Source organism: Enterococcus sp. C102(2024), assembly GCF_040888205.1.
In the GTDB taxonomy this organism is placed as follows: Bacteria; Bacillota; Bacilli; order Lactobacillales; family Enterococcaceae; genus Enterococcus; species Enterococcus faecalis.
Genome location: NZ_JBFOHH010000001.1, coordinates 607,647 through 634,334, shown reverse-complemented (window position 1 = coordinate 634,334; position 26,688 = coordinate 607,647). Strand labels below are relative to the sequence as shown.

Below are 26,688 nucleotides of genomic sequence, written 5' to 3'. Positions count from 1 at the left end.
CTGTTAAACTAACTCTTGTGATTAAGTTAATGGAGGTGTATTTAATAATGGCAGTTAAAATTCGTTTAAAACGTATGGGTTCTAAAAAGAGTCCTTTTTACCGTATTGTAGTAGCTGATTCTCGTTCTCCTCGTGATGGACGTTTCATCGAAACTGTAGGTACTTACAACCCTTTGAAAGACCCTGCAGAAGTAGTTTTAAAAGAAGATTTAGTTTTAGATTGGTTATCTAAAGGTGCGCAACCTTCTGATACAGTTCGTAACATCCTTTCAAAAGAAGGCGTTATGAAAAAACATCATGAAGCTAAAAACGTTAAGAAATAAGGTGATTGAATATGGCAGATGTGAAAGAGTTAATTTTAACTATTGTCCGTCCGTTAGTCAGTCAACCTGAAGCAGTCTCATTAGAAATTGAGGAATCAACTGATTTCCTCGAGTATAATTTGACTGTGGCCAAAGAAGATATTGGACGTATCATTGGTAAACAAGGGCGTGTTGCAAAAGCAATTCGGACAATTGTTTATAGTGTACGTATCGATGGTCCGAAAAAGGTCCGTTTAAATATTCTTGATGGTAAATAAGCATTAACAAGGAGGTAGCCTAGCTATCTTCTTTTTTTATACATAACCAAAAAGTTTTCATTGCTAGAGATAGGCCTTTCTTGCTAAAATAGATGTATCCAGAATAAAGGAGCGATTTGTATGGCAAAACGAATTATCATTATGAACTTTGATATTGAAAGTAAATCGTACCAAGCATTTTCCGAAATAAAAAAGATGCAGGCAGAAAGACAGCTTAAAGGTGAGCAAATGGCGGTTGTTACGCATGTTAATGATGGCCAGCATCAATTTAAAATCAATGATTTTATCGATTTTACAGGCAACAATCATACATCAAAAGATAGCATGATTGGGATGCTAGTAGGCATATTAGGTGGTCCTCTGGGCATTCTTTTTGGCTGGTTTGCTGGAAGTATGTATGGTGCAAGCAAAGACGCCAAAGAAATTCAAGAAGCACAAACGGTTTTTGAACATGTGATTCAAAAGATTGATGAAGGACAAACGGGATTGTTATTAATTGCAGAAGAAGAAGACAACCGTCCGCTCAACCAATTGGTTATGTTTGACTTAGGTGGCGAAATCACGCGGCTTGATTTAGAGGAAGTCCAACAAGAAATTAACGATGCGAACGAAGTTGCAAATGAAGCGAAACAATCGTGGCAAGCAAAAAAAGAACAACACAAAGAAGCAACATCGAAAGAAGAATAAGGAGCAAAGACTGTTTTCTGAATAAAGGAAAACAGTCTTTTAAAATACTAAGAAATCACGGTTTTTTATGGTAGTTTGCTAATTTTTTGTTATTTTATCGTAAAATACGGTAAACTAAGAAGGAAACTTTGAGAAAATAGATAAATTATTATTTGCTAAAGGAGCAAACTTCTTCTAAAATAAAAAGGAAGTTTAAAAGAAAGTATGGTAGCAGATGGAAATACAATTTTTAGGAACAGGCGCTGGTGTACCAGCAAAACATCGCAATGTCACAGGAATTGCGTTGAAATTATTAGATGAACGAAATGCAGTTTGGCTCTTCGATTGTGGGGAAGGGACTCAATTGCAAATTTTAAAAAGTAGTATTCGCCCAAGAAAAATTGAAAAGATTTTTATTACACATTTACATGGGGATCATATTTTTGGTTTACCTGGTTTGTTAAGTAGTCGTTCTTTTCAGGGCGGGACAGAACCTTTAGAAATCTATGGACCAGTTGGGATTGCTGACTTTGTCAAGACTTCTTTACGGGTCTCGCAATCGCGGTTGTCCTATCCACTGAAATTTATTGAATTAACGAAAGAAAATGACGTTATTTTTAAAGATAAACAATTCACTGTTCGCTGTAATATCTTGGACCATGGCATCACGAGCTTTGGCTATCGAATTGAGGAAGCAGCGCATGAAGGAGAATTACAAGTAGAGAAACTTCAAGCTTTAGGGATTCCTTCTGGGCCGTTGTATGGCAAACTCAAACGTGGTGAAACGATTGTTTTTGATGGACAGGAAATTAATGGACAAGCGTTTGTGGGAGAGCGTAAACCTGGACGAATCGTGACGATTTTAGGAGACACTCGCAAAACCAAAAATAGTGTAACTTTAGCACGACGAGCGGATGTTTTAGTCCATGAAAGTACGTTTAATAAACACGAAGCAAAAATGGCAAAAGCCTACTTCCACTCAACCAGTCAACAAGCAGCTGAAGTTGCAAAAGAAGCGCAAGTAAAACAACTTATTTTAACGCATATTAGTGCCCGTTATTTAACCAAAGAGGCCTATCAGCTTCAAGAAGAAGCCCAAGAAATTTTCCCCAATACAAAAATCGTAAAAGATATGGATATCATTGAGATTCCATTTGCCAATGAAGGAGGAGCTTAGATGGATTTAACAAATAAAGTCGTTGTCGTAACTGGAGGTTCAGCTGGTTTAGGTGAACAAATTTGTTATGAAGCAGCTAAACAAGGGGCGGTCGTCGTTGTCTGCGCCCGCAGAATTAATTTGATTGGTAAAGTTCGCGAGCAGTGTGCTGTTTTAAGCGGACGAGAAGCATTTTCTTATCAATTAGATATTGCCGATCCAGAAAGTGTTGAACGTGTGGTTGAAGCTATTTCAGCAGAAGTTGGTCCTATAGATGTTTTAGTCAACAATGCTGGTTTTGGCTTGTTTGAAAATTTTGTTGAAATTGACTTGGCTGTTGCACGCCAAATGTTTGATGTCAACGTTCTAGGAATGATGACGTTTACTCAAAAAGTAGCTATTAAAATGATTGAAGCTGGGCAAGGACATATTATCAACGTTGCTTCAATGGCTGGGAAGATGGCTACAGCTAAATCAACCGTTTATTCTGCAACGAAATTTGCTGTGTTAGGTTTTTCAAATGCTTTACGTTTAGAATTGAAACCGTTGGGTGTAGCAGTAACGACTGTCAATCCAGGACCAATCCAAACAGAATTCTTTGATAAAGCGGACCCGACAGGCACATATCTAGCTGCGGTGGATAAAATTGTTTTGGACCCTACGAAATTAGCGAAAGAAGTGGTTGGGAGTATGGGGACTTCTCGACGTGAGATTAATCGTCCATTTGTCATGGAAGCGGCAGCCCGCTTTTATACATTGTTTCCACATTTAGGAGATTTCATAGCGGGAAATATTTTAAATAAAAAATAAAGGAGTCGATCAAGTCATGAAAAATCAATGGCGTGTTATTTTGGGCCTTGTGTTGGTCTTAATTGTTGTTATTTTTGCTGTTTTAAATAATCAAGCTGTTCCAGTAAACTTTGGTTTTACTAAAATTAGTGGACCGTTAATCTTAATTATTTTAGGTTCTGCAATTATTGGCGCACTAGTTGGATTACTAACCTCCACAACCACCATTTGGAACCAACGTAAGGAATTAAAAGCTGTACAAAAAGAGTTGGATATTTATAAAAATGATATGGATAAATTAGTCAAAGAAGAAACGGAAAAAGTTCAACGTTCTTTTGATAATCAATTGGCTGATTTGCAAGCCAAACAAGCGGCAGCACCACAAGTCTCAGAACCAGTGGTCAACGAACAAACGTCAAACACAGAAGTAGACGTAACGCCTGTGTCAGGTAGTCGTATTGATCGTTATGTGAAACCTCGTGTGAATGAAGAGGAACAAAAATAAGGAAGAGACTTTATCACTAAGTTTCTTTTAAAATAAAACTGTGATATCTGCTATTTATCTAACAGATATCACAGTTTTTTTCTCAGATTTAAAAAAATGCTTTCTTTAGTTTTTGGAAAAATTTTGCTATAATTACTTGGTTAGGAGTGACGTCGTGAAAAAATCAAACTATCAATGGCAGTTACAGACAAAGACAGAATTACCTGTAGAATTTATAGAACAATTAAAAAAAGAAGAAATTAATCCATTAATTGGCCAACTTTTATGGCACCGCAATATCCGGACAGAAGAAGCATTACGTAAGTTTCTACATCCGACTATCGAAGATATTTATGATCCGTTCTTAATGCATGATATGGAGAAAGCGGTAGCCCGCATCCAGCAAGCCGTCGAAGCGGGTGAACAAATCCTTGTCTATGGGGATTATGATGCAGATGGCATCACTAGTACCACGGTTATGAAAGAAGCAATCGAATTAGTCGGTGGCATGGTTCAGTACTTTCTACCGAATCGTTTTGTTCATGGCTATGGGCCTAATAAAGACGTATTTGCTGAACAAATTGAACAAGGAGTCCAATTAATTGTAACCGTTGATAATGGTGTAGCCGGACATGAAGCAATTAACTACGCTATGGCACAAGGAGTAGATGTAATCGTTACTGACCATCATGAATTGCCTGAACAATTACCAGAAGCCTATGCGATTGTCCACCCTAGACATCCACAAGGTGACTATCCTTTTGGAGATTTAGCTGGTGTTGGCGTGGCTTTCAAAGTCGCTACTGCGTTACTTGGTGAATTGCCAATTGAGTTATTAGATTTGGTAGCAATTGGGACGATTGCTGACTTGGTTTCATTAACCGATGAAAATAGAACGTTTGTCAAAATGGGCCTTCAAATGATTCAAACTGGTGATCGAATTGGTTTAGACGTTTTATTACAAGAAGCGGGTGTGAAAAAGGAAGCTGTTTCAGAAGAATCAATTGGCTTTACCATTGGACCTCGTTTAAACGCATTAGGTCGATTAGGGGAAGCCGCACCAGGTGTTGAATTGATGACTACATTTGATGAAGAACAAGCGCTGGAAATCGCTAAATATATCGATCAACAAAACAATGAACGAAAAGACATTGTAACGACGATTGCCAAAGAAGCCCTGGATTTAATCGACCCGAATGCGCCGGTCCATATTTTAGCGAAACAAGGCTGGCATGAAGGCGTCTTAGGGATTGTCGCGGGCCGCATTATGCAAGAAACGGGGAAACCAACCATTATTTTAGCAATAGATGAATCTGGTACGACCGCTAAAGGCTCTGGACGTAGCATTAGCGCATTGAATCTCTATGAGGCGTTGAACGAAGTGCGTGAGCAATTCACTCATTTTGGTGGGCATCATATGGCAGCGGGAATGACTTTACCTGTTGAAAATATTCCTTTTGTTCAAGAACATTTGGTACACTTTATTGAAAAAAATCAAATTGATATGGCTAATGGACAAGAGTTGCTCATTAGTGAGAGCTTAGCGGTTTCGCAGGCCACGACTACTTTTATTGATCAATTGCGTATTTTGGCGCCTTTTGGGACCGATAATACTGTTCCAACTTTTGTATTTAAGGAAATCACGCCTACGCAAATTCGGCAAATTGGTGCAGATAATGCACATCTGAAATTTCAAATGAATCAAGAAGGGGCACAATTGGATGCAATTGCTTTTCAAATGGGGCCTCAAGCGGATGAACTAGCACAAGGAACCGCCGATGTGGCAGGCCAACTTTCCATCAATGAATGGAATGGTCGTAAGAAACCACAATTAATGGTGACTGATTTTGCTGTATCGGGAAGACAATTATTTGATTTTCGTGGCAAAAATAATCAAACGAAACCAATTCCTTCAGAAGCAACAGCTTATCTTTTGTTTGATGAAAAAAATCAAAAATTCATTTCAGATCCAACCGCTAATATTATTGTTTGGTCAAACCAAAAAGAATTGGTGGAAGCTGTTTCTCAAAATCAAATCGAACAACTGGTTTTTGTCGACTGTCCTGTGGAAGCAATCACGGTTAAAGAAATTGTTGAAGCGACTGAGATACAACGTATATACATGATGTTTATTTCACCAGAAGAAGCTTATTTAAACGGTATGGCTTCACGTGAACAATTTGCAACATTGTATAAATTTATTTTGCAGCAAAAAGAAGTAAATCTACGTTCCCAGCTATCGAAGGTGGCAAATTACTTAAATATCCAAGAAAAATTATTAATTTTCATGATACAGGTGTTTTTTGACTTAGGATTTGTTACAATAGAAAGCGGTGTTTTAAACAGTATTGAGAAACCCGACAATCGACCATTGACTGAAAGTCAAGTGTACCAACAACGATTGAAAAAAATAAAAACAGAAGAATTTCTACTTTACAGTGATTGTCAAACAATACAACAATGGCTGTGGAATGAGGAGGACAAATAAAAATGGATTTAAGAGATTACATTGCAAGCATTCCAGATTATCCTGAGAAAGGGATCGTGTTCCGTGACATTTCTCCATTAATGGCTAATGGGGATGCCTACCGTGAAGCAACGAAACAAATCGTGGATTACGCGAAAGAAAAAAGAATTGATATGGTTGTAGGACCGGAAGCTCGTGGCTTTATTGTCGGCTGTCCAGTGGCTTATGAACTAGGGGTTGGCTTTGCTCCGGTTCGTAAAAAAGGAAAACTTCCTCGTGAAACCATCGAAGTGACTTATGACTTAGAATATGGTTCAGATACATTAACGTTGCACAAAGATGCCATCACACCAGGTCAACGTGTTTTGATTTGTGATGACTTGTTAGCAACTGGTGGTACTATTAAAGCAACCATCGAATTAGTCGAACAATTAGGTGGTATTGTGGTTGGTTGTGCGTTCCTAATTGAATTAATGGATTTACATGGCCGTGATAAAATTGATGGCTACGATATTGTTACCTTAATGGAATACTAATCTAATTTAATTAGAAAGAGCGAAGGATTTAATCCTTCGCTCTTTCTTTGACATATTTATAAAAACGGAGCATAGCTTGGGGGGGACACACCGTTTTATTATTTATTAAGGGAACTTACGATAAACGTATCTTGCTTGCTGTTGTTTACGTGTACGTGTATAACGCTTCTCATCCCATGACATAAACCAAAGAATAAATAACGGCGTCACGATCATAAAAGCAAGACGTAATCCTAATGTTCCCAAAAAAATACCTATAACCAATACAAAAAATAAAAATCCAACACGACGAATTGCTTCCATGTGTATCACCTCTTCATTTGATTCGAACGAGTGTTCGTATTGTTATTATACGAATGTATGTTCGTTTTGTAAAGTCTTTTCTACTAATTTATGTTAAAATAATTCGAAAAGAAGAATAATCCTTTATAATAAAGAGATTTAGGGCAATAAAAGAACACGATGCTTTGAGCATCGTGTTCTTATTGTGCTGTGATTACGTATAAAAGAGAACAGAAAAATACATGAGGATCGCTGCAAGCATGACGAACAAGTGCCAAACTACATGCATAAACCGCACATTTTTCAATGAATAGAAGGCTGCACCTAATGTGTAAGACACGCCCCCTGCGACCAATAACGCTGTTCCTGTAAACCCAAGAGATTCATATAACGGACGAGCAGCGATGATACAGAGCCAACCTAAAACAATATAAATAATCGTTGAAATGTTTTTCACTGTTTCTTGTTTATGCAACGTGAGGGATTTATAGACAATACCGACAACGGCGATTAACCAGACTAAACTAAATAAGGTCCAACCTAACCAACCGCCAATACTAATTAAGCAAAACGGCGTATAGCTGCCAGCAATCAATAAGAAAATAGAACTATGATCGAAGACCTGAAAGACCTTTTTGGCTCTTGTAAAAATTAAACTATGAAATAACGTTGAAGATAAAAAAAGTAGAATCAACATGGAGCCATAAATAGCATAAGATACCACGTGAATCGGTGAGCCTAAACGAGCTCCTTTAACAAGTAAAATGACTAAGCCAGCAATACTTAAACCTGCGCCTATGCCATGTGTAACTGCATTTAAGACTTCGTTCACGATTAGGTATTTTTTTGAGAAATGCGTTTTTTCCAATAAATTCACTTCCTTTATTTTAATTTGATGAAAAATTCGGCAGTGTCTGTTATACTATAACTAGATAATTAACCGTTTAATGGTATTCTACCATGAAAACAGGTTCCTTTTAAAGAAAGAGTGATAAATTTATGACAAACGTTAAAATCGTAACGGATTCTTCATGTACGATGGAAAAAAGTCTTAGAGATGAATTAAATATCCATATGATGCCTTTATCAATTATGGTTGATGGCGTTGTTTATCCAGATGATGATCATTTGCCAGGCGAAAAATTTATGGACATGATGGCTAATGCGAAGGCCTTACCCAAAACGAGTCAACCACCAATTGGTGAATTTGTAGAATTATATGATCGCTTAGGTGAAGATGGCAGTGAAGTAATTTCGATTCACATGACAAAAGGCTTAAGTGGAACGGTTGAAGCGGCCCGTCAAGCTAGCAACTTATCATCAAGTAAAGTAACGGTGATTGATAGCGATTTTACAGACCAAGGTTTGTCTTTCCAAGTCATTCAAGCAGCAAAATTGGCACAAGCGGGAGCGGGTGTTCCAGAAATTTTAGCTGAAATTGAACGCGTCAAACAAAATACCAAATTATACATTGGCATTTCAACATTGGATAATTTGGTTAAAGGTGGACGAATCAGCCGTACAACAGGATTATTATCAAACATTTTTAATATGAAAGTTGTCATGGACTTTGAAAATACGGAATTGATTCCTGTAGCGAAAGGCCGCGGCGTTAAAACGTTTAATAAATGGTTTGACGAATTGAAATCAGAATTAAGTAAGATTCCAAATGTTCGACAAATTGGCATTTCTCATGCGGATGGGCTAGAACTAGCAAATGGATTCAAAGAAGGATTACAAGCAATCTTTAAAGACATGGATATTCCCGTATTACATACGAATCCAGTCATTGCAACACATACAGGAAAAAATGCCTTTGCTATTATGTACTATACAGACTAAGAAATAACGAGGTTGGGTCTCGCTCTTAAATGAGTAGACGCAACCTCTTTCTAACAAGAAAAGGAAAATTTCTTGTTGGTTTATTTAAAAGGAAGTGACGAAGATGAAAAAACAAACACAGCATATTTTGCTGACCGTCTTAACACCTATCCTCATTGCGCTAGGTGTTTTTACATTGTTAAGTGTGGCCATCCCCAAAGCAAAGCCACTATTAAAGCAAGAGAAAGTGGCCACAACTGCTCAAAAAAATCAAAAAGAAGTCATTCATTATACAGCTATCGGTGATTCTTTAACTGAAGGAATTGGCGATTTGACGAATAGTGGAGGTTTTGTTCCTATTGTGGCAGATGATTTAAAAGAACACTACAACTTGAACGGTGTTCAAACAGACAATTTTGGGAAAAATGGGGATCGTAGTGATCAAATTTTAAAACGAATCAAAGAGAAACCTGAAATTCAAAAGGGCCTTGCCTATGCGGACGTGATTACGCTAACGGTTGGTGGAAATGACTTAATGAAAGTAATTAGTAGTAATATTTTCGACTTGAAAGTCAGCTCGTTCAATCGTCCACAAAAAGCCTATCAACGCCGAGTAAGACGACTACTTGAAGAAATCCGAGAGTACAACGAGAAGGCCCCTATTTATGTCTTAGGAATTTACAATCCCTTCTACTTAAACTTTTCCGAAATTACAGAAATGCAAGAAATCGTTGATAACTGGAATCAAGCAACCGAAGAAATGGTTCAAGAGCAAAAACGAGCCTATTTCATTCCTATCAATGATTTACTCTATAAAGGTCGTGGCGATGAAGTTGGCGTAACTGGTGGCGACTCAGAAACTACAGGAAGTAGTGCTAGCAAAGAGGATTTAAACAATTTGTTATATGAAGAAGATCGCTTCCATCCAAATAATCTTGGCTACCAAATTATGGCCGGAGCTGTCCGGGATGAAATGGTCAAGACAGAGAAAGAATGGATAACAAAATCAGAAGGTAGTGAATAAAATGAATGAAGAAAAGCCAAAAACAAGTAAATCAATTAAAAAGACACAACCAACCAATCTTAAACGAAATCCCTGGAAAATCGCTTTTCTTGTTCTAGTGGGTTTAGTCATTGGTAGTGTAGCTTTCGTGACATTTCGAGCAACACAAGTTCGCGAACCAGATTTAAAGAAAATACCAGCAATTGTTGAAAAAGAAGGCGAGCCAGTCGTCACCATTCAGTCAAAAAAACAACAAGTGAACAAACTGATTGACTTTTATTTAGCCGACTTTCAAAAAGGCTCGGAGATTAAATATAAATTTTATTTAGAAAATGATGCTTTATTAAATGGAACATTTCAGGTGTTAGGGCATGACATTCCTTTTTACTTATATTTTGATCCTTACGTGATGGCGAATGGTAATGTACAATTAAAAGCAAAAAGTTTATCTATAGGAACGTTAGGCTTGCCAATTAAAGAAGTATTGAAATTTGCTAAACGTTCTTACAAACTACCTAAATGGGTTGAAATCAATCCAGATGATCAAACTGTTTTATTACGTTTAGATCAGTTTAGAATGCAAAATGGTCTATTTGTTCGAGCAGAAAAGATTAATTTAGTTGACGATGACATTCGGATGAATATATACTTGCCAAAAGAGAAATAAAAAAGGAGTGTTAGAGATGGAAGAAAAAGCAATTTTTGCAGGCGGCTGTTTCTGGTGTATGGTGCAGCCTTTTGATACACAACCAGGGATTATCTCAGTTGTTTCGGGTTATACAGGTGGGCACGTGCCTAATCCAACATATGAACAGGTTCTAACACACACAACAGGCCATACGGAAGCAGTAGAAATCACTTTTGATCCAGCGATTATTTCTTACGAACAATTAGTGGATATTTATTGGCAACAAACAGATCCTACTGATGCTTTCGGTCAGTTTCAAGACCGCGGCGATAATTATCGGCCAGTTATTTTTTATCGTTCCCAAGAACAAAAAGAAATTGCTGAGAAAAGTAAAGAACGTCTAGCTAATAGTGGTCGTTTTACAGAACCAATTGTTACCACCATCGAACCAGCAGCACCATTTTATCCTGCTGAAGAATACCATCAAGACTTTTATAAAAAAGACGCTTTGCGTTATGGATTGTCCCATCAACGTAGAAGTGAATTTATCGAAGAAAAATGGAGTGATTAATTTACATGAGACGAAGCTTTTACCATTACTTAATGACATTAAAAGGTCCGGCTAAAGATTCTGAAACTGATTTTGCCAATGAAGCGGCCAAAGATATTCAGTTTCCAAAACAAACCGAGGATTATCATGAACTTTCTTCTTATTTAGAAATGAATGCTGACTATTTAAGCAACATGGACATCTTTGATGAGTTATGGGAAAAGTACCTTGAAAACAATAAATAAATCCAGAGCGTGGGACAAAAACTGATAAACGGCGGGAACAGAAGCAACTCCTTCGGAAATAAGCCGAAATTCTCCAAAAATTAAAGAACAATTTTCGGAAATTCCTTCTTATTTCTCGGAGTTAAACGCTTCTGGCCCGACCTCTTTTTTCATTCATGTTATAGTAAACAAAAGTAGTGACGAATTTGTTAGAAATGAGATGAAATCTATGAAGAACAAACGAACTGTTCCTTTTTATCAATATATTATTTCGCTCCTCTGTGTCGCATTTTTAGCTGGAGGAAGTAGTTATATTTATTTTGATCATCGTGTTAAAAAGATGATTCAAGAAGGGGCAATTACCAATGCTGATTTAAGCAAAGTGCAGGATTTATATAATGAAATTAGTACCAATTATGTAGGTGAAGTAGATAAAAATGAATTAGTTGAAGGCGCCTTAAAAGGCATGTCTGAAGCCATTGGAGATCCATACTCAACTTATCTAAATGAATCTGCTGCCAATGATTTAAATGAAAGCTTATCTGGCGATTTTGAAGGAATTGGTGCCACTATGACAATGAAAGATGGCGAACCAGTTGTAGCAGAGGCCCCTGTAGCAGATTCCCCAGCTGAAAAAGCGGGAATCAAAGAAGGCGATATTATTGAAAAAGTTGATGGTACAGCTACAAAAGGGATGAAACTAGCAGAAGTCGTCTCAAAAGTCCGAGGTAAAAAAGGAACTTCCGTTGAATTGACTATCCAAAGAGAAGGAGAAACTAAAAATATCTCAATCAAACGTGGGAAAATTCCCGTTAAAACAGTGACAGGTGAGTTAGACAAAGAAGATGCACAAATTGGCTCGATTAAAATTACGTCCTTTGGTAAAAAAACATATCAAGAATTGAAAGAAACAATCACGAATTTACGTGCCAAAGGAGCTAAATCCTTTGTAATTGATGTACGCCAAAATCCTGGTGGACTGCTAGATCAAGCAGAGCGAATGGCCAGTATGTTTTTAAAAAATGGCGAAACAATTGTTCAATTTGAAGACAAAAAAGGACGTACGATGAAAGAAGTTGCTTCCAAAGAATTAGACGACGGCTTTAAAGTAAAAGAACCTGTTGCAGTTATCATTGATGGCAATAGTGCCAGTGCATCCGAAATTTTTGCTGCAGCACTGCATGAATCTGCGAATGTCCCACTAATTGGAACGAAAACATTTGGCAAAGGAACGGTCCAAACGGTGAAGGATTTAAATGACCAAACCGAAATAAAATTGACTGTTTTAAAATGGTTAACACCAAAAGGCGAATGGATCAACGAAAAAGGAATTGAACCAACCATCAAAGCTGATTACCCAGAGTATGCCTATTTAAAATTGATTCCTCGCGATAAAACGCTAAAAGAAGGAGATCAATCTGAAGATATTCAGAACTTAAATGCTATTTTAGCTGTATTAGCGTATCCTGTTGATGAAAACAATGCAAACTACACCGCAGAAACAAAAGCAGCGGTTAGCGATCTTCAACAGAAAAATGGCTTGCCTGTAACTGGAGAAATCGACAATGAAACAGCCACAAAAATTGAAGCCACTTTAGGTAAATTAATTCTTGAAAATGACGCTGCCTACGATACAGCAGTCAAAGAAATTCAAAAAAACTAGAAAAAAGGTGGCACGAAGTTGAAGAAGAAACGTGATTATGTTGGGTATTTAATGTACTTTCTGAAAATCTTAGTACCAGCAATCGTAGCCGTTTTTATTTTAAGAGGATTTTTCCTGATTCCTGTTCGGGTGGATGGCCATTCCATGCAAAAAACCTTGAATCAAGGAGATATGATTGTGATGGAAAAATTCTCCGCCATTAAACGGTTTGATGTGGTGGTCTTTAAAACAGATACAGGATCGATTCTGATTAAACGTGTGATTGGTTTACCAGGAGAAGCTGTGCGTTACGAAAACGATCAATTATATGTCAATAATCAGCCAATCGCTGAACCGTATTTAACTAAAAACAGAAAAAAAGATCATGAAACGATGCCTTACACTACGAATTTTGATTCAAAAGAATTGTTAATGCAAGAAAAATTACCTAAAGATAGCTATTTTGTGCTTGGTGATAATCGCCGTATGTCCAAAGACAGCCGTTCTTTTGGTGCAATACATGCAGATCAAATCTTAGGGAAAGCACAATTTGTTTATTACCCACTCACTCATATGAAGATCATTCCTAAATAAGTAAGACCATTAGTTCGTTTATTTAAATAACGACTAGTGGTCTTTTCTAATCTGAAAAATTGTTCTCTTAGCTGAAAAATGTTAAGGTTAAAGTAATGATAGATGTAGGAGGTCATGCAAATGATTAGAAAAACAATTTTAGCAAGTTCTATCTTAGGCGTTGGGTTACTGATTGGTGCATGTGGGAATCAAACCCAAACTCAAATGAATTCAACTAATACCAGTGAATCATCACAGCCTAAAGTAACCGAATCAAGTCGCAAGTCATCTGAAAGTGCGTCTAATAACGAAGGTGTATCAAGCGATTCTAGTAAATCCACAAGTTCCACTACAGAATCAGAAATCTTAAAAGGTCTGGCGGAAGAAAAAACGCTAAAAGAAAAAATCCCGTCCTTAAATCAAACAACGATTAAGCAAGTCACTGATAATGAGTATAAACGCATTCTTGTGATGGAAGAAAAGGCTACAGGAACAACCTATAAAAGTATTTTGATCAAAAAACAAAATCGCTTAAAAATTGTCAACGAAACAACCGATGAATTGTTATACAATGGAACCCTATAAGAACGAAACCATTCAATAAACTCAAAAGTATCGCCATTGTTTTCAAAGAAAAATTTCTTTGGAAACAATGGTTTTTTTATTGACAAAAGAATTTCTAGGATATATAGTTAGTTACATAAGTAGTTAACCGTTTAAGCGAGGTGTAAAAATGGAATTTAATTTTTCGGGGGAAAAGCCTTTATTTCAGCAAGTAGCCGATCAGATTGCCGAAGGAATTTTTAATGGCGCTTACTTAGAAGGCGAACAAATTCCCTCAACCACAGAAATATCAAAAAGTTATCAAATCAATCCAGCCACCGTTTTAAAAGGAATGAATTTATTAGTAGAACGACAGTTGATTGAAAAGAAACGGGGGATTGGCATGTTTGTTTTACCAGGCGCTCAAGAGAGAGTAAGAAGTGCACGGAAAGAAGAATTTTTAAATAAAGAAGTCTTAGAAGTTGTCGCAGAAGCTAAAAAATTAGGGATTACAGCTGAACAATTAAAACAACTAATTGAAAGAGGGTATGAAGCATGAGTTTGCGGGTGGAATCAGTAAGTAAAAAATATCATCAAAAAAAAGCACTAGATAATATTTCAATTACTTTTGAAAAAGAAACGATTTATGGGCTCTTAGGCAGAAACGGGGCTGGTAAAAGTACGTTATTAAATATCATAAATAATCGAAGTTTTGCCACTTCAGGTTCCGTTCAATTGGCGGGAGAAACAGTGACCGATAATGAGGCTGCTTTGACTCATATTTACTTAATGAGTGAAGATAATTTGTTTCCTCCTCAGTTAAAAATTAAAGATATTTTTAAAACGACTGAAGGTTTTTATGGATCCTTTGACTGGTCTTTAGCCGAACAAATGTTAAGCGATTTTGATTTAGACGGTAAAAAGACATTCAAAAAATTATCAACTGGTTATCGGAGTATTGCTAAACTAATAGTGGCGCTATCCGTCCCCTGTGAGTATATTTTTTTAGATGAGCCAGTCTTAGGTTTAGACGCCAATCATCGGGAATTATTTTATACTTATTTAATTGAGACATACCAAGAACGTCCCCGTACGTTTGTGATTTCCACCCATTTGATTGAAGAAATTGCGAATTTATTAGAAGATATTATCATCATTGATCAAGGAAAATTGATTCGCGCAGAATCTATTGAAACAATTTTGAAAAACGGTCGCATTGTTTCCGGGCCGAAAGAACAAGTAGAGCGCTATACTCAGTCATTGGAAATCTTAGGCATGGACACTTTAGGTGGAGCAGTTACGGCTTACGTGTACGGCGACTTGCCGACTGAAAAAGCAGAGGTTCAAATTGCGCCGCTAAATTTACAAACATATTTTGTGCAATTAACCAATAGAAAGAAGGAAAAGTAAAATGAAATTTAAAACAGCTTTGCAGTATCGTGTTATTTATCAAGTCCGTTCTTTAGCAATTTATTTTGGCTTTTATGCTTTGTTCGGCATTCTTTTTCCTCTTATTGGCTTGCTCTTTTCTAACGACGTGAATACTGTCAGCTCTGATGCAGTAATTCCTTGTCTGGTTTTTATGGGGATACTATCATTTTTAGGGGTGAACACAGATTTTAAACTGTTTATTCAAAACGGGCTTTCCCGCTGGACAATTTTTTTGGTGAATTTTGTAAGTAATGCTATTTTATCTTTGGTTGGATCCTTGGCTGTGCTTGTACTGATTAAAGTATTTAGCGGCAATTTCATTTCTCATTTTCAATTATCAATGAAATTAATTGATGTCTATGCGCAAGGAAACTTTTTCATGTCGTGGTTGCTCTTTTTTATCTTACTAATGCTTAGCGGCTCACTTGGCTTGTTAGCAGGTGTCTTTAATGATCGGATAGATGGCGTAAAAAAACTCATTGTTTTATTGCTGTTATTAATGATTCCTATTTTACTGGGCACGATTGCACAATTAGGGGGGGCACCAATGCGCCTGAGAATGCTCCACGTCTTGCAAACAATGGTGGGTTATCAATCCACTGGTTTTACTGTCCTGCCACTTCTTCTGACAATCAGTTGCTTTGTGGGCATTAATCTTGGTTTGACCTATTTATTGAATAAACATCGTGAAATTAAACGCGTAAATGCATAACTAATTAAATTAAAACAGATTGAGATTAATAATAAATACACTTTCTCTCAATTTAACTAAAGCATATTCTTATATAAAAAGAAGGCAATAGGCGTATACTGAAAGTGTGAAAAATGAAACAAATGAGAGGAAGTTGGTTTATGAAAGCTGTTGTGATTAATCAGTACGGAAGTAAAGAGGTACTTGAAGAAGCAGAAGTAACACTGCCAGAATTATCGGAACATCAAGTGTTGGTAAAAGAATACGCGACATCAATTAATCCGATTGATTGGAAATTGCGTGAAGGATATTTAAAACAGATGTTTGATTGGTCCTTTCCGATTATTCTTGGTTGGGATGTCGCTGGTGTGATTACAGAGGTGGGGAGTCAAGTAACGGATTGGCAAGTTGGCGATAAAGTTTTTGCTCGTCCTGAAACTACTCGTTTTGGTACTTATGCAGAAGTAACGATTGTGGATGATCATTTATTAGCAAAAATCCCTGAAACAATTAGCTTTGAAGAAGCTGCTGCCGTTCCGTTGGCTGGTTTAACCGCTTGGCAAGCATTGTTTGATCATGGTCACCTTAAAGAAGGAGAAACTGTTTTAATTCATGCTGGTGCAGGTGGGGTCGGTACTTATGCGATTCAACTAGCAAAAGAAGCGGGCGCACATGTCATCACGACCGCTAGCGCCAAAAATCATGCCTTACTGAAAAAAATTGGTGCAGATGAAGTGATTGATTATCATACAACGAATTTTGCAGAGGTATTAGCTGATGTTGATTTGGTCTTTGATACAATGGGTGGTGAGGTTCAAAAAAATAGTTTTGCCGTCTTAAAACCAAACACAGGTCGTCTTGTTTCAATTGTGGGCATTGAAGATAAACAATTGGCAGCCGAAAAAAATATTTCTGCTGAAAGTATTTGGCTTCAACCAAATGGAGAACAATTACAAAAAATTGCTGATTTGATGGCAGCTGGAAAAGTTAAATCAATTATTGGTGAAGTTTTCCCTTTTTCTAGACAAGGGATTTATGATGCACATGCACTCAGTGAAACGCACCATGCAGTTGGTAAAATAGTTGTTCAAATGGCAGAATAAAAAGAAGCTCAGACAGTGAATTATCTTAAAATAGAAAAAGTGGGTCCTAAGCCATTTCGACTTAGGACCCACTTTTTTGTTAAGAGGACAGATGTGCCAACCAAGTTTGTGTTTCCTTAATTTCTTGATAAGTTAATTGATGACTTTGTGTCCAAACCTCTTGTACGGTTGCTCCATGATTCTGAAATAATTGAATCACACGCATACTTTCAGGAAGTGGGACAATCGGGTCATGCTCTCCTAGAGATAATAAAACAGAAGTGTCGGTCAAGTCTGATTGATTGGTCAATTCAACAGGAAACATGGGATGATAGAGGACAGCTTGATGGTAACTATCGGGATGAGTAAGCAATAATTGAATAGCGATATTGGCCCCATTTGAATAGCCAATAAAAATAATTTTATCCAATGAAAATTGATGCTCGTTAGCGGCTTGTTGAATAAACTTATGAAGCGCCTCGCCGCGTTTTTCTAGATCTTCTAAGTCATAATGACCTTCCGCTAGGCGTTTAAAATAACGATTCATTCCATTTTCTGAAACATCACCACGAATACTTAGCACAGTAGCTTGTTTATTTAGTTCTTGGGCAATTGGTAGGAGAGATGTTTCATCACCACCTGTACCGTGAAGTAGCACAAAGACAGGTGCTTCAGGATGTCCTTTTTTAAAAATTGAATGCATGTTTTTTTCCTCCTTAGGCTCGTTTTGTATTGAACGGCTTGATCACACTCTCAATATACTCACGACGGTTTTCTAAAAATGGCGCAAGAGATAACTTTTCTCCTAATGTTTCGTAAGGTTCATCCCCCATAAATCCTGGTTCATCGGTGGCTAATTCGACTAAAATATGCCCAATGCGAACATACAATGATTCAAAATAATAACGATCGACATAGCCAGAGTTTTGTAAGCCTAAATGATCAAAGAGCGCTTGCCAAGTCCCAAGTGATTTACGATCCGCTAGGCGGAATGCAACGTGATGTACTTCACCATATCCTTGTTGCGCTTGTGAGCTAGTATCATCGTCTACCAAAACGACTTGGGCACCATTGCCACCTTGGCCAACTTCTAGTAAATAGCGATTGCCTTCTTGTGCCACTAGGTGAAAGCCTAGAATTTCTTCAAAGACTTCTTTGAATTCATGAAAATAGGAAATAGCTATTTCGACAGGTCCTAAGCCATAAATCACAAATTCTGTTGGAACAGGTCCTTTTTTCCAAGGGGTGCCCGCTGCAACGCCCTGATTTAATTCATCAGAGATTAATTGATACGCTTGATCATCAAAATCCCAGAAGCGAAGGACTTTTTTGCCAAATTCTTCAGAAATACCTGTGTGTTTGACCGCAAATTCATTAAAGCGATTTTCATAATAAGTCAAAGCTGCATCTGAAGGAACCCGGAACCCTGTTCTTGAAATTGTATTGGTTCCTTTTAATCCTTTAGGGTTATTGGGAAAATCGAAAAAGGTCATGGTTGTACCTGGTGTACCCAAATCATCAGCAAAATAGGTATGGTAAGTATAGATATCATCTTGATTTACTGTTTTTTTGACTAAACGCATCCCTAAAACGTCTGTAAAGAAGTGATAGTTTTTTTCTGCATCACTTGTCATAGCTGTAACGTGGTGGATTCCTAATAATTGATCTTCTTTTTTCATCATTGTTTCCTCATTTCGTTTCATTTGTTATTTTTCGTAAAGTTTTTTGAAGAAGTGTTAATTCTTCAGAAGAGAGTTGTTCAAATGCTTCTGCAATTCGCTTTGCATGCGTCGGGAAAATTTCTTTAATTAATGTTTTTCCAGCTTCTGTTAATTCAACGTAAGTAATGCGTCGGTCTTTTTCACTGGGGGTGCGCGTTACATAGCCTTTTTTATGTAATTGGTCAATAACATAAGTGGTGCTACTGCTAGCAATTAAAATTTTCTCCTTAATTTTTTGGATGGTCTGAGGACCTTTATGGAGTAACAGCTCTAATACTGAAAATTCTGTAATGTTTAAGTCATAACAAGTGACATCTTGCTTGGCAAGTTGCTCTAGTTGATGGCTGGTTCTTAATAAACCGATATAGGCTTTTAAAGCTTCTTGCTGTTGGGTCATTGTTTCACCTCTTTTTATTTCGAATTCGAGATAAATATAACTTACTTTTGGTAAGTAATCAATTAATATGCTTAAAAAGACAGCCAGCAAAAAATGTGAATTTTTGCTGGCTGTCTTTTTTGTTTATTTTAGAATATTGTTGGAACTAAGCCGCCATCGATTCTTAAGGCTTCTCCTGAGAAGGAAGAAGAATCCGGGCTGGCCACAAAGGTAACAAAACGACCAATTTCTTCTGGTCGAATGAGCCGTTGGATTTGTGAACGAGAACGATGATTTTTCATGAAATCTTTTTCCCAATCCTCTTTGGGAATGTCTGAATCAGCGTACATATCTTCCAACATTTTTTCTACACCTTCGGTAAGGGTTGAGCCAGGCATAACCGTGTTAACAGTGACATGTGTGCCGACAGTTAAGTTGGATAAACTTTTAGCTAAGGAAAGATTCATCGTTTTTGTCATGCTATATTGGGGCATTTCGCCAGAAGGCATCACCGCTTCTTCGCTAGCGATGAAAATAATGCGACCAAAATCTTGTGCAAGCATTTTAGGTAGATAAGCTTTTGCTAATGCATTGCCTGACAACACGTTCACAGTAAAAAATTTTTCCCAAGTGGCGTCATCGATGTCCCAGTATTCCATTGGCTCAAAAATCCCCATATTGTTCACTAAAATGTCGACTTTAGGGAATTTTTCAAGCAAAGTAGCTCGTTGACTTTCAATGGAAATATCGGCAGTCCCTGCTTGAGGATGAGTGTCTGGAAACATTGTTTTTATTTCTTTAACAACTTTGATTACTTCGGCTTCATTGCGCCCATTGATAATGACATCGGTCCCTTCACGAGCCATTTCAATCGCAATTGCTTTGCCAATTCCTTTGGTTGAACCAGTAATTAATGCTAATTTATTCGTTAAGTGTAAATCCATTTAAATCCCTCCAACGTTTGTCTATCTCTAGTGTAGGTCTTTTTCTGGACTATTAAAAGGAAAAAGTTTTTTCGGCCTGCGGGAAACAAGCCCCAATAATTACTTAACAGCTAGATTTTCACTTTTTGGGCGTAAAACGAGTAATTATTGTCAGTAAAAAAGCATCACTTTTTTGATAGAATAACTAGAGACGAAATTGGCTAAGACCAATTTTGTAAAATTGTACATAAAAAAGAAGAGTGGGAATGCTATGAAGAAACAATATTACTGGAATATACCCGATAACTTACTAAACTCGTTAAAACAGCGGAAAAAGTTATACAACTTTTATAAAAATGAACAAAATAAGGCAAGAGAATTAGTAGAAAATTGTCAGTCGGTTCTTTTTCCTGAATTAGTCGCTTCGCTGAATAAAATAGATGAGCGGATTAAATTATTGATATTCTATCAAAATTTAGAAGATTGTGAGCTTTCAGAAGAAGAAATTATTACTGTGATTGAGCGAGAATATTTTGTGACTTTTTATGAAACAATTGAAGAACCGACCACTGAAATTATTAGTAGTCATTCCATGTATTATTTATTGCAACAGCCGACTAAAGAAATGCTTTGGGATTTAGACTTTAGTAACATGTTAAAACAAGGTCAGTTAGTTGATTTAATGGATTACCAAAAATTGACCAAATGTTATCAAAAGCTACAGAATCAAGCTAAAAATTTGATTGAAAAATTAAATAAAGAAACATTTTACACATTTTATAGTCAACTTTTATTGATTGATTGCCAATGCAAATTATTAATAGAAGAGGCGCTTCTGAAAGAAGAATCATTGATGACGGTCGATGAATGCTTAACAGCCATTAAGCAAGAAATTCGAAAAATTCATTTTGAACAATTTAAATACCAACATTATTTATTTGAAGATTTATCTTTGCGGTACCAAGTTTAACGAAAGTGACAAAAAGAATGGTTGAATCTAACAAGAATGTTCGTTGTTTTCTGTTATATAAAAAGATATGATAGTTTCTGTAGAAAAAATAAAGGAGACGATTCATGAACGCAAATCGCTTAAAGTTATTGATGATGGGGTTAATGGTTCTTGACCATATTAGTTATTTTGTTCCGCCAGAATGGGCACTGATTTTTCATGTAATTACTCGTTGTGTCGGTGTGTTTTTTGGTTACATGGCTGTAGAAGGTTTCAACTATACACGGAATGTTTATCGCTACAATGGTCGTTTGTATATTTGGGCAGCAATCATGTTTGTTGGAAATACGCTTCTAAATCATTTAGTGAATAATCCAGCTGTCGCTGTTCACAACAATATTTTCTTCACCTTAGCCCTTGGTGTCAGTATGTTAATTGTGACAAAAGCGATGCTAGAGATGCCAAAAATCAGTTTAAAAATTGTTTTATTGATTAGTATATTAGCAATTTTAGGAATAGGAGCAATGTTTGCTGAAGGTGGCATTGTGATGTTACCTTTTATGTTGATTACGTATCTAGCCAGAAAGAGACTTGTCTTACGGAACTGTTTATATGGTGCATTAGCGCTCTTTTTCTTAGTTACAAGTTTTCAATGGTTGGGAGATTGGCCAACGACAATTGAAATGTTAGCTTATAATTCTGATTTTATGTTTATCACTGTGTTACCATTTATATCGCTTTACAATGGTGAGAGAGGGAGCAAAACACCATTTTTCAAATATTTATTTTACGGATTCTATCCGCTTCATTTATGGCTGATTGCATTGATAGCCAATTACGTTCATTAAACCTTTTTATATTAAAAGAATAAAAACAGCGGCTCACAAAAATGTGAGTCACTATTTTTTTAGATGGGTAAGATACTGATTCCTAAAAGAAGAGTGACAAGTAGAAAAACAAAAAGCACAATTCGCTTATCATGAACCAGTAAGGCAATGTATTCTCGGATTAGAGCAGTTGGTAAAAAATATAAGGCAGTTGGCGCCCCGACACCTTCAGCTTTTAAGCCGACACGATGGGCATACATAGCTCCTCGTAAGACATGATAGTTATTTGTTGAAAAAATAACAGAGGGTTGTTTAGAATCAGACGGCATCTTTTGCCAATCCGCCTGAATTATTGCTTTAGAAAACAACATATTTTCATAAGTAGTTGTGGATTGGTCCTCCATCAAAATTGCTTCTGCAGGAATATTTTGTGAAAGCAAATATTTTTTCATTGCGAAAGCTTCGGCCACAGGTTCGTCAGGACCTTGCCCCCCGCTGACTACAAATTTAGCGGTGGGATTTTTTTCATAATATTCAATCCCTTTATCTAACCGACTCTTCAAAAGTGGAGGTACTTCCTCGCTACGAATTCCCGAGCCTAAAACAATGATATAATCAACCGCTTTTTTTAAAGGAATCATTTGGTACATCCATGAATACAAGACGTAAGCAGCAAATAGAAAGGTCAGCAAAAGATCCATTAACAATAGAAAAAGTAAGAACAGAAAAAGGACATAGGGTACTTGCATTGTGCCAATCGATAATAAATAAAGAAAGGCTGGTAAAGCAATTAATAAGTTCAACCCTAAGCCCGCCGACAATTTAGCCGTGACACTTTTGCCTTCTTTCGTTTGCATCGTACGTGAGTTAAAAATAAAGTAAAGGCAAATACCGATAAACACAGCGGGAATTAATAGATAAGCAATGGCCAAAGTAATTAGGTCGCCATTCTTAAAATGTAAATAAATTTTGTCTAGTCCGATAAATAGTAAGGTGACTAATGACAATAAGGTGCCAGAAGCCAGAGTGATACCGCCGAGGATACTGCGGTTATTAATTTTTAATATACCAAATCCTAGTAGGGCGATAAACAAAAAGAATAGTAGTAGTGCCATTTAATTCCTCCTAAAAATAAGTATCTAAAGTATAACATGGTTTAGAATCTGACATGAATAAACAGCTGTGCCGAAGCATAAGTTTTCCTTTCATTCTTAGAAAAGAAGTTTTTTCATGAAAAGTAAATTAGATAACAATTGTTTAGAGAAAGAAAAGCTTGATTTACTAAGCTTTTCCTTCTCTATAAAAAATATTAATAAGGGCATAAAAATTAACAATTTGTATGCGCTTACATACTGAGGTAGATTTAAAGTGTAAAGAAGAAAAAATGAGGTGAGAAAATGATCACTGTTTCAATTGCAGGAGGTTCACAACCAGAGATTTTACAGCTAGTTAAAAAAGCGCTAAAAGAAGCCGAGCAACCGTTGAAGTTTATTGTATTTGATACAAATGAAAATCTTGATACTGAAAATCTCTGGAAATATGTTCATTGCTCAGATGAGGCCGCGGTAGCGCAGGAAGCTGTCAGTCTAGTTGCAACCGGTCAAGCACAAATTTTATTGAAAGGAATTATTCAGACCCACACATTACTGAAAGAAATGTTGAAAAGCGAGCATCAATTAAAAAATAAACCGATTCTTTCCCATGTAGCAATGGTGGAGCTGCCTGCGGGAAAAACCTTCTTGTTAACCGATTGTGCGATGAATATCGCCCCCACTCAAGCGACACTCATTGAAATTGTTGCAAATGCTAAAGAAGTCGCCCAAAAATTGGGACTGCACCACCCGAAAATTGCTTTGTTAAGCGCAGCGGAAAATTTTAATCCTAAAATGCCTTCGTCTGTTTTAGCAAAAGAAGTCACGGCACATTTTAATGATCAACAAGAGGCTACGGTTTTTGGGCCACTTTCGCTTGATTTAGCGACCTCTGAAGAAGCGGTTGCGCATAAACGTTACAGCGGTCCTATCATGGGGGATGCAGATATTTTAGTGGTCCCAACTATTGATGTTGGCAATTGTTTATACAAATCATTAACCTTGTTTGGGCACGCCAAGGTGGGAGGAACGATTGTTGGCACAAAAGTCCCAGTCGTTTTAACATCTAGAAGCGATTCAACAGAAAGCAAATTCCATTCATTAAGATTTGCCATGAGACAAGTTTAAAAAAAGGAGCAGAAAACAATGGAAACAGTATTGGTTATTAATCCTGGCTCGACCTCCACTAAGTTAGCGCTTTTTGCTAATCATGATTGCTTGGCGGAAGAAACGCTTAGACATAGCGTCCAAGAATTGGCACCTTTTGAAAATGTTGTCAGTCAAACATCATTTCGAAAACAAATGATCGCGGAATTTTTAGAAACACATAACATCACACAATTAGCCGCTGTCGTGGGGCGTGGTGGTTTGCTTAAGCCTATTCCTGGCGGTACGTATCTTGTCGATCAACAAATGCTAGAAGACTTGCGGACAGAACGCTTTAATACCCATGCTTCAAATTTAGGGGCGATTTTAGCTAATGAGTTTGCAGAAAAATATCACGTGCCAGCCTTTATTGTCGATCCTGTTGTTGTAGATGAGCTACAGCCATTAGCCAGGATTTCCGGATTAAAAGGCATTCACCGGCGTAGCGTTGGTCACGCCTTAAATCAAAAAGCGGTCGCTCGAAAAATCGCTGAGGATTTAGGGAAAACATATGAGCAAAGCAATTTTATCGTTGTTCATTTAGGTGGGGGCATTAGCTTGGGGGCGCATCAAAAAGGCCGCATGGTGGATGTGGTAAATGGACTTGATGGTGAAGGTCCTTATACGCCTGAACGCAGTGGTGCCTTACCGCTCGTTGAATTTGCGCAATGGATACTTGAACAGGAGTTAACGATTAGCGAAGTGAAAAAGCTAATTGCGGGGAATAGCGGTCTTAAATCATACCTAGGTGAAACAGATTTACGGCATATTCAAGCACAAATAGCTGCAGGTGATCAAACAGCAAGTTACTATTTAAAAGGAATGTGTTACCAAATCGCAAAAAGTATTGGCGAGATGGCCGTGGTTCTTGAAGGCACAATTGATGCAATTATTTTAACAGGGGGTGCAGCCTATTCGCAAACCGTTGTTCAAGAAATTAGTCAAAAAGTCACTTGGATTGCACCAATTAAGGTTTACCCAGGTGAAATGGAGATGGCTGCTTTATATGAAGGCGTCAATCGAGTATTAACAGGGGAAGAACAAGCTTTAAATTATAGTGAAGCAAAAATTGAGCAGGAGTGATCAAAATGGCGGAACAAACAGATTTACTGATTTTAGGTGGCGGAACAGGAGGCTATGTAGCAGCAATTCGAGCCGCACAAAAAGGGCTAAACGTGACAATTGTTGAAAAATACAAATTAGGTGGCACTTGTTTGCACAAAGGCTGTATCCCTACAAAAGCTTTATTAAGAAGCGCAGAGGTTTTTGATACCTTAAAACAAGCGGCTTCTTTTGGGATTGAAACAGAGGCAGCGTCCATTGATTTTTCTAAAATACAACAACGGAAAGAAGGAATTATTGAGCAGTTACACAAAGGTGTTGAAGGCTTATGCAAGAAAAATAAAATCAAAATTTTAGCAGGCGAAGGTGCGATTTTAGGTCCCTCTATTTTTTCACCAGTCTCTGGCGCAGTGGCAGTTACGTTTAATGATCCAACACGGGAAGAAGAAATTATCGTTCCTAAAAATGTCATTATTGCGACAGGCTCTAGTCCTAAAACGTTACCTAATTTGCCACTGGATGAAGAATTTATCTTATCTTCTGATGGGATGCTTGAATTAGAAGAGCTACCAGAATCAATTGCAATTATTGGAGGTGGCGTTATTGGTGTCGAGTGGGCTTCTTTATTAAATAGTTTAGGTGTCAACGTAACTATCATTGAATTTTTGGATCGTTTACTTATAAATGAGAGTACAACAATTTCTAAAGAATTAAAGAAACGTTTAGAGCAACGAGGAATTAACATTTTATTAGGTAGCAAAGTCCAAGAAGCGAAAGTTACCGGGCAGAAGGTTCAAGTAGAAGTTGCAGGACAAGAAAGCCTCGCTGTTGACAAAGTCATGGTAGCAATTGGGCGTCAACCCAATATCAATAAGTTAGGGTTACAGAATACCTCAGTGAAATATACTGACAAAGGCATTGAAGTAAATGAATTTTATCAAACCACAGAAGGACATATTTATGCGATTGGTGATTGTATCGATACACTCCAACTAGCACATGTGGCTATGAAAGAAGGAGAGTTAGCTGTTCAGCATCTTTTAGGCGAGACAGTTGAACCTTTAAATTATACAAACGTGCCTCGAGGTGTTTATACAAATCCTGAAATAGCAAGTGTCGGCTATACTAGAGAAACTTTACCAGCAGATAAAGAAGTAGTGATTGGTACCTTTAATTTTAATGGTAATGGTAAATCACTTGTTTATGGAGAAACAGATGGCTTTATAGAAGTAATTCGTGACAAGAAGACCGATGATTTATTAGGGGTTTCTATGATTGGGCCACATGTCACGGATTTAATTGCCGAAGCAAGTACTGCCATGTATTTAGATGCCGCGCCCATTGAAATTGGTGAAGCAATCCATGCGCATCCAACAATGACAGAAGTATTGCAAGAAGCAGCCTTAGATACTTATGGCTTAGCGATTCACAAATAGAGAAAGGTT

Annotated in this window: 32 protein-coding genes; 25 read left to right on the top strand and 7 right to left on the bottom strand. The window is 37.2% G+C overall.

The genetic code is table 11. The features are described from left to right. Positions 1-47 precede the first annotated feature (47 nt). The 8 genes from rpsP (at position 48) to AB3I34_RS03090 (ending at position 6,678) form a co-directional block, all read left to right on the top strand. Positions 48-323, top strand: coding sequence for a 30S ribosomal protein S16 (gene rpsP, locus AB3I34_RS03125; RefSeq protein ID WP_002357434.1), 276 nt, complete (start codon positions 48-50; stop codon positions 321-323). 11 nt (positions 324-334) lie between these two features. Next, the gene (locus AB3I34_RS03120) at positions 335-580 is read left to right on the top strand and encodes a KH domain-containing protein (protein WP_002357435.1); all 246 of its coding nucleotides are present in this window, start codon (positions 335-337) and stop codon (positions 578-580) included. 120 nt (positions 581-700) lie between these two features. Further along, positions 701-1,267, top strand: coding sequence for a hypothetical protein (locus AB3I34_RS03115; RefSeq protein WP_002357436.1), 567 nt, complete (start codon positions 701-703; stop codon positions 1,265-1,267). Between the two features lie 214 nt (positions 1,268-1,481). Continuing rightward, the gene (rnz, locus tag AB3I34_RS03110) at positions 1,482-2,423 is read left to right on the top strand and encodes a ribonuclease Z (RefSeq protein ID WP_002360200.1); all 942 of its coding nucleotides are present in this window, start codon (positions 1,482-1,484) and stop codon (positions 2,421-2,423) included. Continuing rightward, positions 2,424-3,212, top strand: coding sequence for an SDR family oxidoreductase (locus tag AB3I34_RS03105; protein ID WP_002357438.1), 789 nt, complete (start codon positions 2,424-2,426; stop codon positions 3,210-3,212). A 16-nt stretch (positions 3,213-3,228) separates the two neighbouring features. Next, positions 3,229-3,696, top strand: coding sequence for a lipopolysaccharide assembly LapA domain-containing protein (locus AB3I34_RS03100; protein WP_002369327.1), 468 nt, complete (start codon positions 3,229-3,231; stop codon positions 3,694-3,696). Positions 3,697-3,850: 154 nt separating this feature from the next. Continuing rightward, positions 3,851-6,163, top strand: coding sequence for a single-stranded-DNA-specific exonuclease RecJ (gene recJ / locus AB3I34_RS03095; RefSeq protein ID WP_016633914.1), 2,313 nt, complete (start codon positions 3,851-3,853; stop codon positions 6,161-6,163). 2 nt (positions 6,164-6,165) lie between these two features. Beyond that, positions 6,166-6,678 (top strand): adenine phosphoribosyltransferase, encoded by a 513-nt coding sequence (locus tag AB3I34_RS03090; RefSeq protein WP_002357441.1) that lies wholly within the window; start codon positions 6,166-6,168, stop codon positions 6,676-6,678. A 105-nt stretch (positions 6,679-6,783) separates the two neighbouring features. On the opposite strand, the gene AB3I34_RS03085 is transcribed toward AB3I34_RS03090, so the two are convergent. Together AB3I34_RS03085 and AB3I34_RS03080 are read right to left on the bottom strand one after the other, a co-directional pair. After that, a complete protein-coding gene (locus AB3I34_RS03085) occupies positions 6,784-6,981 on the bottom strand; it encodes a hypothetical protein (protein WP_002360203.1) in 198 nt (65 codons plus the stop codon). Between the two features lie 193 nt (positions 6,982-7,174). Continuing rightward, positions 7,175-7,828 (bottom strand): hemolysin III family protein, encoded by a 654-nt coding sequence (locus AB3I34_RS03080; RefSeq protein ID WP_002379487.1) that lies wholly within the window; start codon positions 7,826-7,828, stop codon positions 7,175-7,177. 131 nt (positions 7,829-7,959) lie between these two features. Here AB3I34_RS03080 and AB3I34_RS03075 point away from each other — a divergent pair, with 131 nt between their 5' ends. From AB3I34_RS03075 to AB3I34_RS03020, 12 genes are all read left to right on the top strand, one after another. Beyond that, positions 7,960-8,802, top strand: a complete 843-nt coding sequence (locus AB3I34_RS03075; protein ID WP_002357444.1) for a DegV family protein — start codon at positions 7,960-7,962, stop codon at positions 8,800-8,802. 103 nt (positions 8,803-8,905) lie between these two features. After that, the gene (locus AB3I34_RS03070) at positions 8,906-9,805 is read left to right on the top strand and encodes an SGNH/GDSL hydrolase family protein (protein ID WP_162784103.1); all 900 of its coding nucleotides are present in this window, start codon (positions 8,906-8,908) and stop codon (positions 9,803-9,805) included. Further along, positions 9,798-10,451 carry a YpmS family protein gene (locus AB3I34_RS03065; protein WP_002357446.1) on the top strand — a complete coding sequence of 218 codons (654 nt, stop codon included), beginning with the start codon at positions 9,798-9,800 and terminating at the stop codon, positions 10,449-10,451. Before AB3I34_RS03070 ends, AB3I34_RS03065 begins: the two co-directional genes overlap by 8 nt. A gap of 16 nt (positions 10,452-10,467) precedes the next feature. Beyond that, complete coding sequence (gene msrA / locus AB3I34_RS03060; protein WP_002357448.1) at positions 10,468-10,983, top strand: peptide-methionine (S)-S-oxide reductase MsrA; 516 nt, start codon at positions 10,468-10,470, stop codon at positions 10,981-10,983. Positions 10,984-10,988: 5 nt separating this feature from the next. Further along, positions 10,989-11,207, top strand: a complete 219-nt coding sequence (locus tag AB3I34_RS03055; RefSeq protein ID WP_002364020.1) for a YozE family protein — start codon at positions 10,989-10,991, stop codon at positions 11,205-11,207. Between the two features lie 199 nt (positions 11,208-11,406). Next, positions 11,407-12,849 carry a S41 family peptidase gene (locus AB3I34_RS03050; protein ID WP_162784102.1) on the top strand — a complete coding sequence of 481 codons (1,443 nt, stop codon included), beginning with the start codon at positions 11,407-11,409 and terminating at the stop codon, positions 12,847-12,849. A gap of 18 nt (positions 12,850-12,867) precedes the next feature. Further along, positions 12,868-13,422, top strand: coding sequence for a signal peptidase I (lepB, locus tag AB3I34_RS03045; RefSeq protein WP_002382369.1), 555 nt, complete (start codon positions 12,868-12,870; stop codon positions 13,420-13,422). Between the two features lie 114 nt (positions 13,423-13,536). Next, entirely contained in the window at positions 13,537-13,986 is a 450-nt protein-coding gene (locus AB3I34_RS03040) for a hypothetical protein (protein WP_002371090.1), read from the top strand. A 148-nt stretch (positions 13,987-14,134) separates the two neighbouring features. Beyond that, complete coding sequence (locus AB3I34_RS03035; RefSeq protein WP_002365712.1) at positions 14,135-14,503, top strand: GntR family transcriptional regulator; 369 nt, start codon at positions 14,135-14,137, stop codon at positions 14,501-14,503. Beyond that, complete coding sequence (locus tag AB3I34_RS03030; protein WP_002361884.1) at positions 14,500-15,354, top strand: ATP-binding cassette domain-containing protein; 855 nt, start codon at positions 14,500-14,502, stop codon at positions 15,352-15,354. The genes AB3I34_RS03035 and AB3I34_RS03030 overlap by 4 nt, the downstream gene beginning before the upstream one ends. 1 nt (position 15,355) lies before the next feature. After that, the gene (locus AB3I34_RS03025) at positions 15,356-16,087 is read left to right on the top strand and encodes a hypothetical protein (protein WP_010712497.1); all 732 of its coding nucleotides are present in this window, start codon (positions 15,356-15,358) and stop codon (positions 16,085-16,087) included. Positions 16,088-16,200: 113 nt separating this feature from the next. Then, entirely contained in the window at positions 16,201-17,169 is a 969-nt protein-coding gene (locus AB3I34_RS03020) for an NADP-dependent oxidoreductase (protein WP_002385882.1), read from the top strand. A 79-nt stretch (positions 17,170-17,248) separates the two neighbouring features. On the opposite strand, the gene AB3I34_RS03015 is transcribed toward AB3I34_RS03020, so the two are convergent. The 4 genes from AB3I34_RS03015 to AB3I34_RS03000 form a co-directional block, all read right to left on the bottom strand. After that, a complete protein-coding gene (locus AB3I34_RS03015) occupies positions 17,249-17,851 on the bottom strand; it encodes an alpha/beta hydrolase (RefSeq protein ID WP_010712496.1) in 603 nt (200 codons plus the stop codon). A gap of 13 nt (positions 17,852-17,864) precedes the next feature. Continuing rightward, positions 17,865-18,827 (bottom strand): ring-cleaving dioxygenase, encoded by a 963-nt coding sequence (locus tag AB3I34_RS03010; protein WP_075582696.1) that lies wholly within the window; start codon positions 18,825-18,827, stop codon positions 17,865-17,867. Between the two features lie 10 nt (positions 18,828-18,837). After that, entirely contained in the window at positions 18,838-19,266 is a 429-nt protein-coding gene (locus AB3I34_RS03005) for a MarR family winged helix-turn-helix transcriptional regulator (RefSeq protein WP_002374757.1), read from the bottom strand. Positions 19,267-19,394: 128 nt separating this feature from the next. Next, positions 19,395-20,189 carry an SDR family NAD(P)-dependent oxidoreductase gene (locus AB3I34_RS03000; protein ID WP_010712494.1) on the bottom strand — a complete coding sequence of 265 codons (795 nt, stop codon included), beginning with the start codon at positions 20,187-20,189 and terminating at the stop codon, positions 19,395-19,397. Between the two features lie 250 nt (positions 20,190-20,439). Here AB3I34_RS03000 and AB3I34_RS02995 point away from each other — a divergent pair, with 250 nt between their 5' ends. After that, entirely contained in the window at positions 20,440-21,138 is a 699-nt protein-coding gene (locus AB3I34_RS02995; protein WP_002369341.1) for a hypothetical protein, read from the top strand. A gap of 104 nt (positions 21,139-21,242) precedes the next feature. Next, positions 21,243-21,965: a TraX family protein gene (locus AB3I34_RS02990; RefSeq protein WP_010712493.1), complete on the top strand. Its 723-nt coding sequence runs from the start codon at positions 21,243-21,245 to the stop codon at positions 21,963-21,965. A 59-nt stretch (positions 21,966-22,024) separates the two neighbouring features. Here the strand turns inward: AB3I34_RS02990 and AB3I34_RS02985 are convergent, their stop codons facing one another. Beyond that, positions 22,025-23,059: a YdcF family protein gene (locus AB3I34_RS02985; RefSeq protein WP_010712492.1), complete on the bottom strand. Its 1,035-nt coding sequence runs from the start codon at positions 23,057-23,059 to the stop codon at positions 22,025-22,027. Between the two features lie 282 nt (positions 23,060-23,341). Here AB3I34_RS02985 and ptb point away from each other — a divergent pair, with 282 nt between their 5' ends. From ptb to lpdA, 3 genes are read left to right on the top strand one after another with little or no spacing between them, the layout of a single operon-like run. After that, complete coding sequence (gene ptb, locus AB3I34_RS02980; protein ID WP_010712491.1) at positions 23,342-24,163, top strand: branched-chain phosphotransacylase; 822 nt, start codon at positions 23,342-23,344, stop codon at positions 24,161-24,163. 18 nt (positions 24,164-24,181) lie between these two features. Beyond that, positions 24,182-25,264, top strand: a complete 1,083-nt coding sequence (gene buk / locus AB3I34_RS02975; protein ID WP_010712490.1) for a butyrate kinase — start codon at positions 24,182-24,184, stop codon at positions 25,262-25,264. Between the two features lie 5 nt (positions 25,265-25,269). Continuing rightward, entirely contained in the window at positions 25,270-26,679 is a 1,410-nt protein-coding gene (gene lpdA / locus AB3I34_RS02970; RefSeq protein ID WP_010712489.1) for a dihydrolipoyl dehydrogenase, read from the top strand. Positions 26,680-26,688 lie beyond the last annotated feature (9 nt).

Coding starts and splice junctions, on each gene's coding strand:
- AB3I34_RS03025 (WP_010712497.1), top strand. CDS start 15,356: ATGAAATTTAAAACAGCTTTGCAGTATCGTGTTATTTATCAAGTCCGT.
- AB3I34_RS03055 (WP_002364020.1), top strand. CDS start 10,989: ATGAGACGAAGCTTTTACCATTACTTAATGACATTAAAAGGTCCGGCT.
- AB3I34_RS03100 (WP_002369327.1), top strand. CDS start 3,229: ATGAAAAATCAATGGCGTGTTATTTTGGGCCTTGTGTTGGTCTTAATT.
- AB3I34_RS03040 (WP_002371090.1), top strand. CDS start 13,537: ATGCAAATGATTAGAAAAACAATTTTAGCAAGTTCTATCTTAGGCGTT.
- AB3I34_RS03035 (WP_002365712.1), top strand. CDS start 14,135: ATGGAATTTAATTTTTCGGGGGAAAAGCCTTTATTTCAGCAAGTAGCC.
- rpsP (WP_002357434.1), top strand. CDS start 48: ATGGCAGTTAAAATTCGTTTAAAACGTATGGGTTCTAAAAAGAGTCCT.
- AB3I34_RS03020 (WP_002385882.1), top strand. CDS start 16,201: ATGAAACAAATGAGAGGAAGTTGGTTTATGAAAGCTGTTGTGATTAAT.
- AB3I34_RS03005 (WP_002374757.1), bottom strand. CDS start 19,266: ATGACCCAACAGCAAGAAGCTTTAAAAGCCTATATCGGTTTATTAAGA.
- AB3I34_RS03075 (WP_002357444.1), top strand. CDS start 7,960: ATGACAAACGTTAAAATCGTAACGGATTCTTCATGTACGATGGAAAAA.
- AB3I34_RS03070 (WP_162784103.1), top strand. CDS start 8,906: ATGAAAAAACAAACACAGCATATTTTGCTGACCGTCTTAACACCTATC.
- msrA (WP_002357448.1), top strand. CDS start 10,468: ATGGAAGAAAAAGCAATTTTTGCAGGCGGCTGTTTCTGGTGTATGGTG.
- AB3I34_RS03085 (WP_002360203.1), bottom strand. CDS start 6,981: ATGGAAGCAATTCGTCGTGTTGGATTTTTATTTTTTGTATTGGTTATA.
- AB3I34_RS03105 (WP_002357438.1), top strand. CDS start 2,424: ATGGATTTAACAAATAAAGTCGTTGTCGTAACTGGAGGTTCAGCTGGT.
- AB3I34_RS03015 (WP_010712496.1), bottom strand. CDS start 17,851: ATGCATTCAATTTTTAAAAAAGGACATCCTGAAGCACCTGTCTTTGTG.
- AB3I34_RS02995 (WP_002369341.1), top strand. CDS start 20,440: ATGAAGAAACAATATTACTGGAATATACCCGATAACTTACTAAACTCG.
- AB3I34_RS03000 (WP_010712494.1), bottom strand. CDS start 20,189: ATGGATTTACACTTAACGAATAAATTAGCATTAATTACTGGTTCAACC.
- AB3I34_RS02990 (WP_010712493.1), top strand. CDS start 21,243: ATGAACGCAAATCGCTTAAAGTTATTGATGATGGGGTTAATGGTTCTT.
- AB3I34_RS03010 (WP_075582696.1), bottom strand. CDS start 18,827: ATGAAAAAAGAAGATCAATTATTAGGAATCCACCACGTTACAGCTATG.
- AB3I34_RS03030 (WP_002361884.1), top strand. CDS start 14,500: ATGAGTTTGCGGGTGGAATCAGTAAGTAAAAAATATCATCAAAAAAAA.
- AB3I34_RS03090 (WP_002357441.1), top strand. CDS start 6,166: ATGGATTTAAGAGATTACATTGCAAGCATTCCAGATTATCCTGAGAAA.
- ptb (WP_010712491.1), top strand. CDS start 23,342: ATGATCACTGTTTCAATTGCAGGAGGTTCACAACCAGAGATTTTACAG.
- AB3I34_RS02985 (WP_010712492.1), bottom strand. CDS start 23,059: ATGGCACTACTACTATTCTTTTTGTTTATCGCCCTACTAGGATTTGGT.
- AB3I34_RS03120 (WP_002357435.1), top strand. CDS start 335: ATGGCAGATGTGAAAGAGTTAATTTTAACTATTGTCCGTCCGTTAGTC.
- rnz (WP_002360200.1), top strand. CDS start 1,482: ATGGAAATACAATTTTTAGGAACAGGCGCTGGTGTACCAGCAAAACAT.
- AB3I34_RS03050 (WP_162784102.1), top strand. CDS start 11,407: ATGAAATCTATGAAGAACAAACGAACTGTTCCTTTTTATCAATATATT.
- AB3I34_RS03115 (WP_002357436.1), top strand. CDS start 701: ATGGCAAAACGAATTATCATTATGAACTTTGATATTGAAAGTAAATCG.
- lpdA (WP_010712489.1), top strand. CDS start 25,270: ATGGCGGAACAAACAGATTTACTGATTTTAGGTGGCGGAACAGGAGGC.
- buk (WP_010712490.1), top strand. CDS start 24,182: ATGGAAACAGTATTGGTTATTAATCCTGGCTCGACCTCCACTAAGTTA.